The following is a 10,570-nucleotide window of genomic DNA, read 5'->3' on the forward strand; positions in this document are numbered from 1 at the left end:
CACTGCGTCTGCCACAACTTGCCGCCGCATGCGGCGTTATGCTTCCGCCACACGCCATGTCCGAACCTCCCCCGCTGCCGCCGCCCCTGCCCGTCGAGGCACCTTCGATCCCCGCGCAAAAAGGGCTGTTCCAGCGGTTGGCGTCGGCTGGCAACTGGATCTTCGGCCTCGTGGCCCTGATCGCACTGCTGGCGGCATGTTCGGTCATTCCAGTGCTCAATTTCCTCAGCCTCGGCTACCTACTGCATGTGAGCGGCACCATCGCTCGCACGGGGCGCATTCGCGACGGCTTCATCGGCGTGCGCAAGGCTGCGGTACTCGGCAGCATCGCGGCGGGAACGTGGTTGGTCGTGTGGCCGGCACGCCTTCTCTCGGATTTCTGGCGCGACGCCGAACTCATCGCTCCCGGCAGTGCCACTGCCAAACTGTGGCATGTCGGCTTGATCATCGTCATCGTGATCATCCTGGCGCACATCGTGTGGGCCTGCGTGCGTGGCGGCAAGCTGCGGCACTTTCTGTGGCCGCAGCCGCTGCGTTTCGTGCGCTGGCTGCGCACGCCGGGCAAGTTCGCCAACAGCCAGCGCTTGATCACGGACTATGTCATCGGTCTGCGGCTGCCGTTTTACTTCTGGCTCGGCCTGCGCGGCTTTGTGGGTGCCCTGGCATGGCTGATTGTGCCTGTGGTCATCTTGTTTGCCGCCACGCGACTGCCGGTGGGTGGCTCCATCCTGCTGTCGCTGCTTGGTGGCCTGCTCCTGCTGCTGGTGGCGATTCATCTGCCGTTTTTGCAGGCGCATTTCGCTCAAAGCGACCGCTTCAGCGCCATGTTCGAGCTGCGTGAGGTGCGCCGCTTGTTTCTCCGCGCACCGCTCGCGTTCTGGCTCGCGCTGCTCATCACGCTGCTGTTCGCCATTCCGCTGTATCTGTTGAAGATCGAACTCACGCCACGCGAACTCGCCTGGCTGCCGAGCCTGCTGTTTGTGATCTTCATCTTTCCCGCCCGCATCCTCACCGGCTGGGCCATGAGCCGGGCGCAGCGCCACGCACAGCCGCGTCACTGGTTCCCGCGCTGGCTCGCACGCCTCGGCATCGTGCCCATCGCGCTCGCCTACACCCTGGTGGTTTATTTCACCCCGTATCTTTCATGGAACGGCACCAAGAGCCTGCTCGAACAGCATGCCTTCCTCGTCCCAGCGCCTTTGATGGCGCTGTAGGCTTCGCGGGGCATTGGAGTAATGGATTGATGGAGTGGTGGAATGATGCCAGATCGTGTCTGGTCACTGCTCCATTACTTCACCACTCCCTCTCTCCGCCCCACCCGAATGTCCTGGCTCACCGAACACACCCTCCTGCCCGCCGACACCTGGCTGCTCGTGCTGGCGTTGCTCGGCTCCATGTGCATCGGCATGTCCAAAGCCGGACTGGCAGGCACCTCGACGCTCAACGTCGTTTTGATGGCGAAAATCTTCGGCGCGAAGGAGTCCGTCGGCGTCATCCTGCCCATGCTCATCGCGGCGGATTTCATGGGCTACTGGATCAACCGCAAAGGCGGAAGCTGGCGGCGCATCGTGCCCATGGTGCCGCCGGCCATCGCAGGCGTGGTGCTGGGCTGGTTTCTTCTCGGCACGTTCGACAACGCCATGGCCCGCATCGTCATCGGCTGGATCATCATCGCGCTGCTGATCTTCAACTGGCTGCTCAACCAGCGCCGACAAGACTTCATCGCGCTCACCGAGCACCAGGGCTTCACCTGGTCGATGGGCTTCCTCGCCGGTGTGGTCACCATGCTCGCCAACGCCGCCGGCCCCGTGATGACCGTCTATCTCCTGGCCCAGCACTTGGAGAAAAAAGAACACCTTGGCGTCTTCAGCCGCTTCTTCTTGTTCATCAACCTCTTCAAAGTGCCCTTCAGCACCGACCTCGGCATCATCAACTCCAAGTCGCTCATGACGAACCTCACGCTGATGCCCGGTGTGATTCTGGGCGTGCTGATCGGTTGGGGGATCCTCAAACGGCTGCCGCAAAAAATCTTTGAAAACGTCCTCTTCTGGCTCACCGCGTTCGCGGCGGTGTGGTTGATCCGGGGGTGAGTCTGCTTCATTGCTTCCCATTCCATGAAACCGATCTTGATCAGTCTGTTCATCGTCAGCAGTGCTCTCGCCGCCGACTTCCCCGCGCTCTACAACAGCGAGCCCGGCAATCCTTCGCCGATGTCACCGCAGGAGGCGTTGAAGGCACTCAAACTGCCCGAAGGCTTCAAAGCCACACTCTTCGCAGCCGAACCGGATGTACAAAATCCCATCGGCATGGCTTGGGATGCGAAAGGCCGCATGTGGGTGGCCGAAAACTACACCTACGCCGAACGTGCGAAGCGCTTCGACCTCGGCTTGAAGGACCGCGTCATCATTCTCGAAGACAAAGACTGGGATGGCGTCGCCGAGACACGCAAAGTCTTCACTGAGGACGTGCAGATGCTCACCAGCGTCGAAGTCGGACGTGGTGGCGTATGGCTCATGTGCCCGCCGCAGGTGCTCTTCATTCCTGATCGCAACAACGATGACATCCCTGATGGCGAACCCGAAGTCGTGCTCGATGGCTTCACCGTCGCCAAGGACAACTACCACAACTTCGCCAACGGCCTCAGCTTCGGCCCCGATGGCTGGCTCTACGGTCGCTGCGGCCACTCCTGTCCCGGCAAGCTCGGCATTCCCGGCACGCCGGATGCGCAACGCGTGCCCATGAAAGGCGGCATCTGGCGCTATCATCCGGAGAAAAAGATCGTCGAAGTGCTCACGCACGGCACCACGAATCCGTGGGGCCATGATTGGGACCAAAACGGCGAACTGTTCTTCATCAACACCGTCACCGGCCATCTCTGGCACCTCATCCACGGCGCTCATCTGGTGGACTCGAACACGCTGAACCCGCTCATCTATGAAAAGCTCGACACCATCGCCGATCACTACCATTACGACCGCACAGGGAACTGGGGCGACTCGCGCAATGGCAAAGCCAACGCCTTCGGCGGTGGCCACGCACACATTGGCATGATGATCTATCAGGCTGATCAATGGCCCGCTGAATACCGCAACAAGCTCTTCACGCTCAACATGCACGGTCGCCGCGCTAATGTGGAGCGTCTAGAACGCAACGGCAGCGGCTATGTCGGCAAACATGAGCCCGATGTCTTCCTCAGCGACGATCCGTGGTTCCGCGGCATCGAGATCAGCACCGGCCCCGACGGCAGCGGCTTCATCCTCGACTGGAGCGACACTGGCGAGTGCCACGACTCCACCGGCGTCCACCGCACCAGCGGCCGCATCTTCCGCATCAGCTACGGTGAGCCGAAGGAGTCCGAAACGCCCTTCGCCTGGCGCAAGCCGTGGCCCAAGGCCGACTTGAACTCGCCTGATGAACACGCACGTGCTCTCGCCATTCGCGAATTCGTTCAGTTCTCTCCCCTCGACGCCATTACAGGGCCGTTGCCGAACGCGAAGTATCCCGAACTCACCTTTGATCCCGCCAAGCTCGCCCAAGCCGAAAAATCTGCCTTCGTCCGCCTCACACTCGCTTCCACGCTTCAACGTCTTCCCGTTTCCAAACGTGCCGAACTCGCTGCCGCGTTGTTTTCGCACACCGAAGACACGAATGACCCGTTTTTGCCCTACATGGTCTGGTTCGGCATCAGTCCGCTAGCGAAGCAAGATCCGGCAGCGCTGGTCAATCTCGCCAAAAACTGCGTGTGGCCGAAGACACTCCGCTGGATCGCCCGCAGCCTTGCCACACAGCCAGAGTCGCTCAATGCGCTGCTCGCGGTCAACACCACCGATTCCGTGCTCGAAGGCATGGCCGATGCCTTCAAAGGTCTCCGCAAAGCTCCCAAGCCTGAGGCTTGGGATGAAGTGGTTCGGAAGTTCGGAGTCCCGCCTTCAGGCGGCAAAGTGTCGTCAGCAGACTCGGCCGCCAATCACCCTTCGCAGCCTGTTCCGCCTAAAGGCGGGACTCCAAACCTCATCCGCGACCTCAGCATCCTCTTCGGCGATGGCCGTGCGCTAGATGACGTGAAGCAAATCGCCCTTGATGACAAAGCCGACCTCCTGGCTCGTGAGTCAGCGCTCAAGACGCTCATCGAGGCCCGGCCCGAGGACTTGCGGAAGATTTGTGAGTCTTTGCTCGAAGTCCGCACGCTCAACACCAGTGCCGCTCGCGGTCTCGCGTTGTTCGGCGATCCTGAAATTGGCACGCAGCTCGCCCGGAACTACCGCAAGTTCACCCCGAGCATCATGGACACGCTTGTCTCACGCCCCGCCTTCGCCAAAGCCATGCTCAGCGAAATGACCACCGGCAAAATCCCGCGAGCCGATTTGAGCGCCTTCCACGCCCGTCAGATCCGTGCTTTCAACGACGAAGCTCTCTCCAAACAGCTGGTCGAGGTGTGGGGCGAGTTGCGAGAATCTTCTGCCGACAAAAAACAGCTCATCGAGAAGGTGAAAGCACAGCTCACGCCCGCAACACTCGCCAAAGCCAACCTGAGCCAGGGGCGCATGCTCTTCACTGCCGTCTGCGGCGCTTGCCATGTCATGTACGGGCAAGGTGGAAAGATCGGCCCCGATTTGACCGGCTCAGGTCGTGCGAACCTTGATTACCTGCTCGAAAACATCGCCGACCCCAGCGGCGTGGTCAGCGCCGACTTCCGCATGAGCATCCTCACGCTCAAAGACGGCCGCATCCTCAGCGGTGTCGTCGGCGAATCGAACGACCGCACGCTCACACTGCGCACCTTGACCGAATCCTTGACCGTGGACCGCGCCGACATCACCAAGCAAGAAGTCTCGCCAATGTCGATGATGCCTGAAGGTCTTTTGCTCGCCTTCCAACCGGATCAGGTGCGCGACTTGATCGCCTACCTCATGCACCCGGTGCAGGTGAAGTAGCCTTGTTCCTGCGGAACAAGGAATCTTCAGCTGCACAGCAACTGGACAACTTTGTCCCCTCCGCAAACGCGGGGAATATATGAGAGAAACTTTATTTGGCAGCGCCGCCATCGCCTGCTGTAGTCCCATCATGTCCCAAGGAACCCTTCTCATCACCGGCGGCGCCGGCTACATCGGCTCGCACACCGTGCGGCATCTGCTGGAGCAGCACGAGCAGATCGTCGTGCTCGACAACCTCGTCTTCGGCCACCGTGCGGCGCTGCCGCTCGACCGGGTGCTGTTTATTGAGGGCGATCTGGCCGACGCCGACGTCGTGGAGCGCATCTTCGCCACGCAAAAGCCGGAGGCCGTGCTGCACTTCGCCGCGTTCGCTTATGTCGGCGAGTCCGTCACCGATCCGCTCAAGTACTACCGCAACAACCTCGCTGCGCCGCTCACGCTCCTCGAAACCATGCAGCGCCATGGCTGCAAACGCTTCATCTTCTCCTCCACCTGCGCGACCTATGGTGATCCTGTGCGCATCCCCATCGACGAATCACATCCGCAGGCTCCGGTGAACCCTTACGGCGCTTCGAAGTGGATGCTGGAGCGTGTGCTGCGTGACTGCGGCCACGCCTGGGGCCTCAAGTCCGTCTTCCTGCGCTACTTCAATGCCAGCGGCTGCCATCCCAGCGGCGAGATCGGCGAGGATCACAATCCTGAGACGCATCTCATCCCTCTCGTGCTCCAGGCCGCCAAGGGCGAACGCGACAACATCACCGTCTTCGGCACCGACTACGCCACGCCCGATGGCACCTGCATTCGCGACTACATCCACGTCTGCGATCTCGCCTCCGCTCATGCTCTCGCTTTGAAGTACCTCCGCGACGGTGGCGACACGATCGCCATCAATCTCGGCACGGGGCGCGGTTTCAGCGTGAAGGAAATCATCGCCACTGCCGAAACCGTCACCGGTAAAAAAATTCCAGTGAACTATGGCGCGCGTCGTCCGGGTGATCCGGCAGAGTTGATCGCCAATCCATTGCTTGCTGAAAAAGTGCTCGGTTGGAAGGCGCAGCACCTCGATCCGCGTGAACACATCGAGAGCGCGTGGCAGTGGATGAGTGCCCCGGGAGGCGGACGCTACTCAGAAAATTGAGCAGAAAGGAACCGGCCATGTCACAGTCAGACGCGCGTTGGAAAACGCTCCGGTCGCCCCCATGATCAAGCCCTTGCACATACTTACTGGTCTCGCTGTCTGCATCAGCGGCGCATGGGCGCATGCCGTCGAGATCACTGGCAAACCGGTGGTTTCAGCCAGCGCCACTGCGGTTGTCCTGGAATGGCGCACGGATGTGGAATGCGGCACGCGGGCACAGTTCGGTACCAATCCTGCTCAGCTCAACCGCAAGGCCGAAGGCGAAGTGTCCGCGCAGCATCGCGTCGTGCTCGAAGGTCTCACGCCAGGCACGACCTATCATTACAGCGTCGGCAGTGCACGCACTCGGCTGGCTGAAGGCAGCTTCATCACAGCCGCCGCAACTGTTGCCGCGAAGCCATCGCTGGCTCAAAAAATCATCGCAGCGCTCACACCTGACAGCGCAACACCAGCAGTCAAACCGCCGCAGGCACCACCGGCACGAGTGACTTGGGGCAACCCCGACTCGTTGCAGGACCACTTTGACCGCCATGGCCGCGATTTCCAAAGCCGTGATCCCGAACACTACGCCGCGCAGGCGTGGGAACTGCTCCAGCGCGCCAAAACGGACGAGCTGCCGATGAAGCTCGATGACAGCGACGGCACGCTGCGCATCTGGGAACCCAAAACACGCGCCTTTGCCGCCTACAATCGCAACGGCAGCACGAAAACATTTTTTCGCCCCGAAAATCCGACCTACTGGCAGCGCCAGCCGGGACGGATGATCAAAGCCGCTGAACTATCGTTGAAAAAATTGAAGGTCGGCTAGCCAAGTCACCTATTCCGTTCAAACTCAACTTCCCAACCCCACCATGAAGTCCCAACCACACCTGTGCCCCGTCTGCGGGTTTTCCGGCCTCAAAGAAAATCCGCGCAGCCGCGAAGGCGGCGGTTCCTATGAAATTTGTCCCTGCTGTGACTTTGAATTTGGCGTGACGGATGACGACAAGGGCATCGACTACAACACGCACCGTGAAGCATGGATCGCCAAAGGCATGTCCTGGAGTTCCACGACCCGCAAGCAGCCTAGAAACTGGGAGCCAGGCTCACAGCTCGCCAATCTCGCCCTGCGTGCCACGCTTAGCCGCGTCAAAGGCCGTCCGCCACGCGTGATGCTTGAAGCCGCCGTGGCTTAAGCCGCGCCTTGCAGCAGATTCTGCGCGTGCAACCGTGCGCTCGCGGCACTGCCGCCGAGCATGCGTGCGAGTTCATCCACACGCTCATCATCGCGCACTTCCTGAATTTGTGAGCGCGTCGTGTTGCCATTGATCTCCTTCGTCACCACAAAGTGACTCCGCGCCAGCGACGCCACCTGTGGGAAGTGCGTGATGGCGATCACCTGGTGCGTACCGCCGAGCGCCGCCATTTTGCGTCCCACCGCCTCGGCGATGTTGCCGCCGACGTTGGCATCAATCTCATCGAACACAAGCAACGGCACCGCATCCTGCTGCGCCAAGGCGCTTTTCACCGCCAGCAGCACACGGGACATCTCCCCACTCGATGCCGTAAGCCGCAGCGGCTTCGACGGCTCGCCCGGATTCGGTGCAAACAGGAAATCGACCTCCTCCAAGCCGTTGCGCTCCGGTGCTGGCAAAGCAGCGAGCTGCGCCTCGAACACGCTGCGTTTGAAGCCGAGGTCGGTAAGATGTGAGGCGACCTCCTTGGCCAGTTTCGGTGCCGCATCGGCCCTCTTCTTCGAAATTTGCTTTCCGATCTTCAAAACCTCGGCCTCGCGCTCCTTCACCAGCTTTTGCAGTTTCGCGATCTCCTCGCCGCGATTCTCCATCTTGGCCAGTTTGCGCTCCGTTTCGGCCAGGAACTCCAAAATCTCCGCGATGGTGCGCCCATATTTTCGTTTCAGCGTCTGGATCGTGTGGATGCGCGTTTCGAGTTTGTCCAACTCGGCCGGATCAGTCTCCAAATCATCCGCATAATCCGCCACGCTGCTCTCCAGCTCCGTCAGCTCGATCTGCGCCGACTTGAAGCCCTCAAACATCGCCGCCGTGCCTGGATCAATCTTTTCCAGTTCATGGATGCTACGGCTGATCTCACGTAAACCGTCGATCACACTGCCTTCGCCCTCGCTCAGTCGGCCGGTGATGGCACCGCAAAGTTCGGCAAGCCGTGCTCCATTCGCGGCGATGCGGTGACGTGATTCAATTTCCTCTTCCTCGCCCGGCTTGAGGCTTGCGACAGCGATTTCATTCGCCTGGAACTTCAGCATGTCGATCTGCTGGCTCGAGGCACGCTCGGAGTTCTCCAACTCATCCAGTTCGGTAGCCGCCGCTCGCCACTGCTTCCACGCATCCTGATATTTGCCCAGCAACTCCTCAATGCCCACAAACTTGTCCAGCATCTCAAGCTGCCGCTCCCGCGAATTCAGCGACTGATGATCATGCGGCCCATGGAGATCGACCAAAAACTCGCCGAGGCTTTTCAGCACCTGAATCGTCACCGGCGAGCAGTTCACAAACTGCTTGTTCGCTCCGCTGGCGCTGATCGTGCGTTTAATGAGCAGTTCGCCGTCCTGACAGGGCTCCAATCCTGCTTCTTCAAGCACCGCATCAATCGTTCGTGTGTCCTTGAGCTGAAAACTCGCCTCCACCGTGCAGGCATCCTGCCCATTGCGAATGAGCGAGCGGTCTGCCCTCTCACCAAGGATCAGCTTCAACGCCCCCACGATGATCGACTTGCCCGCACCCGTCTCACCCGTCACACCCACCAGCCCCGCCGCCAGTTCCCACGTCACATCTTCGACGAGGGCCAGATTGCGGATTTTGAGGACGGAAAGCATGGGGTGGGAGAAAGGTGGCGGAGTATGGAAGGCGGCGCGGGCATTTCAACCCAAGCGCGGACTTTTCCGTCGTCGTCCGTCGTGTTCGGCTGTCGCTCCTATGGAGTGGCGACGAGTCGTCGCCAAACAATGCTTCCAATGCCGAAGACTCGTCGGCCCTCCATACTCACTCCTTCACCTCAAGCTCCGCCATCACCCGTTGCCCGGCATACACGGGTGCGGCCTCGCAGACGATTTCGCACAGGGCGTTGAGCGTGCGCGTATCCAGACGGGCAGTGGAGTCTGGCTCAAACAAGCGGCGTGGGGCGAAGGCGGGCAGCAGCGTTACAATGCGCAGCCTGCCGTTCGGTTTCGCCGCGCCATAGAAGGTGAACTGGCCCTGCATGCCCTCGCTCACGCGCTGCACTCCCTGCTCGTTAATCTCAAGGCGCACGCATAGCCGCGTCGTGACCGCCATGCGCAAGATCGGTGTGGCGAACTGCAATGAGACGACATCGCCCGCAGGGCGGTGCAGCAGGAGGATGTGGCCGTCTGCGGCAGCTCTCACCCGGCGCAGTTCATGCACCGCACGCGCAAGGGCCACGCGCTGTTTCTCACCGACGCTGAGATCGCGTGGGAGCTTCTGCATCTTCTTCGTCAGTCCCACCAGCTCCAGCACTTCATCCACGCGCTGTGCGGTGATGGCTTGTCGTTTCAGGCGCAGGCCCAGCGCCACGTTGTGCCAGACCGTTAACGCATCGAGCAGATGGAACTGTTGAAAGCAAAAGCCCAGATGCGCCTGCCGTGCAGCTGTGCGTGCGGCTTCATCCGCCGTGTTCAAGTCCTGGCCTGCCAGTTCCACACTGCCGCTGTCCGCCCGCAGCAGACAGCCGGTGATTTGCAGCAGCGTCGTCTTGCCAGAGCCAGATGGGCCTTGCAGCAGCACGATCTCCCCCGGCGCGATGCCCAGGCTCAGACCATCCAGCACGTGCAGCATGCCGGAAGGTTCGCGGTAAGATTTTACGACTTCGTGGAGGCGCAGCATCCAACTCAGATTGGCACCGCAGAGGTGGGAACGCCGCGGAGAATAGCCTTCTGAATCAAACCTCTGCGGCGTTCCAATCTCTGCGGTGTTGGATGAATCCAACCCATCGCCAATCACACCCGCCTGTGCATCAGTCGTCTGCATGCGCGAAACGCCTCCCCCGGTTCCAGGTTCGCCAGCTGGATCAACGACCGCATCCCCGCCGCCACGGAGCACAACGCCATGAAGCCCACGCCCAGCGCCACAATGCCCGGCGTCAGCACCGCCGAGATCGTCGTGTGCGCCAGCACCAGCAGCGCCGCCACGAATCCGCCGAGCGCCAGCACACAGCCGAGGCCAAACACCACGCCGATTTGCAGCAGCGCCATGCCGCTGAGTTCGGAGGTGGATACCAACCTCGCCTTTGAAGGTCTGGCCCACGCGGTCCAGATGCTTTTCATCCACCAGCACATTCCCCGGCACGCTCAGCGTCGTCGTGAGGTCCAGCGCGGCATTTGTGCCCAGGTCCACACTCCCAAGCGCAGTCTGCATGTTTTTGCCTGCCCATCTTTTTGCCTTCAATGCCTCCCGATCCCAAGCTTGGCGGCGGCTTGCGCCAGAATGGAAGGCAAAAACATGGGCAGGCAGAAATATCCTGCATC

Annotated in this window: 10 protein-coding genes; 7 read left to right on the plus strand and 3 right to left on the minus strand. The window is 60.9% G+C overall.

Annotated features, from left to right (window positions below; translation table 11 throughout):
- The first annotated feature begins 56 nt into the window (after nucleotides 1-56).
- The 6 genes from ACKVY0_RS18295 (at nucleotide 57) to ACKVY0_RS18320 (ending at nucleotide 7,247) form a co-directional block, all read left to right on the plus strand.
- Complete coding sequence (locus ACKVY0_RS18295; RefSeq protein WP_409216273.1) at nucleotides 57-1,214, plus strand: DUF4013 domain-containing protein; 1,158 nt, start codon at nucleotides 57-59, stop codon at nucleotides 1,212-1,214.
- Nucleotides 1,215-1,322: 108 nt separating this feature from the next.
- The gene (locus ACKVY0_RS18300) at nucleotides 1,323-2,090 is read left to right on the plus strand and encodes a sulfite exporter TauE/SafE family protein (protein ID WP_409216274.1); all 768 of its coding nucleotides are present in this window, start codon (nucleotides 1,323-1,325) and stop codon (nucleotides 2,088-2,090) included.
- A gap of 24 nt (nucleotides 2,091-2,114) precedes the next feature.
- On the plus strand, nucleotides 2,115-4,934 hold the full coding sequence (locus ACKVY0_RS18305) for a PVC-type heme-binding CxxCH protein (protein WP_409216275.1): 2,820 nt from the start codon (nucleotides 2,115-2,117) through the stop codon (nucleotides 4,932-4,934).
- A gap of 130 nt (nucleotides 4,935-5,064) precedes the next feature.
- Nucleotides 5,065-6,072 (plus strand): UDP-glucose 4-epimerase GalE, encoded by a 1,008-nt coding sequence (gene galE, locus ACKVY0_RS18310; protein ID WP_409216276.1) that lies wholly within the window; start codon nucleotides 5,065-5,067, stop codon nucleotides 6,070-6,072.
- Between the two features lie 61 nt (nucleotides 6,073-6,133).
- On the plus strand, nucleotides 6,134-6,880 hold the full coding sequence (locus tag ACKVY0_RS18315; RefSeq protein ID WP_409216277.1) for a fibronectin type III domain-containing protein: 747 nt from the start codon (nucleotides 6,134-6,136) through the stop codon (nucleotides 6,878-6,880).
- A 43-nt stretch (nucleotides 6,881-6,923) separates the two neighbouring features.
- On the plus strand, nucleotides 6,924-7,247 hold the full coding sequence (locus ACKVY0_RS18320) for a hypothetical protein (RefSeq protein ID WP_409216278.1): 324 nt from the start codon (nucleotides 6,924-6,926) through the stop codon (nucleotides 7,245-7,247).
- Here the strand turns inward: ACKVY0_RS18320 and recN are convergent.
- From recN to ACKVY0_RS18335, 3 genes are all read right to left on the minus strand, one after another.
- The gene (gene recN, locus ACKVY0_RS18325) at nucleotides 7,244-8,905 is read right to left on the minus strand and encodes a DNA repair protein RecN (RefSeq protein ID WP_409216279.1); all 1,662 of its coding nucleotides are present in this window, start codon (nucleotides 8,903-8,905) and stop codon (nucleotides 7,244-7,246) included. The two genes, ACKVY0_RS18320 and recN, sit on opposite strands and share 4 nt — an antisense overlap.
- Nucleotides 8,906-9,071: 166 nt before the next feature.
- Complete coding sequence (locus ACKVY0_RS18330; protein ID WP_409216280.1) at nucleotides 9,072-9,929, minus strand: ATP-binding cassette domain-containing protein; 858 nt, start codon at nucleotides 9,927-9,929, stop codon at nucleotides 9,072-9,074.
- A 113-nt stretch (nucleotides 9,930-10,042) separates the two neighbouring features.
- On the minus strand, nucleotides 10,043-10,297 hold the full coding sequence (locus ACKVY0_RS18335; protein WP_409216281.1) for a hypothetical protein: 255 nt from the start codon (nucleotides 10,295-10,297) through the stop codon (nucleotides 10,043-10,045).
- Between ACKVY0_RS18335 and ACKVY0_RS18340 the strand changes: the two genes are divergently transcribed.
- Nucleotides 10,296-10,570, plus strand: a 275-nt coding sequence (locus ACKVY0_RS18340) for a hypothetical protein (RefSeq protein ID WP_409216282.1), incomplete at its 3' end; no start/stop codon positions are given. The two genes, ACKVY0_RS18335 and ACKVY0_RS18340, sit on opposite strands and share 2 nt — an antisense overlap.

It is taken from the genome of Prosthecobacter sp., assembly GCF_046154365.1.
In the GTDB taxonomy this organism is placed as follows: domain Bacteria; phylum Verrucomicrobiota; class Verrucomicrobiia; order Verrucomicrobiales; family Verrucomicrobiaceae; genus Prosthecobacter.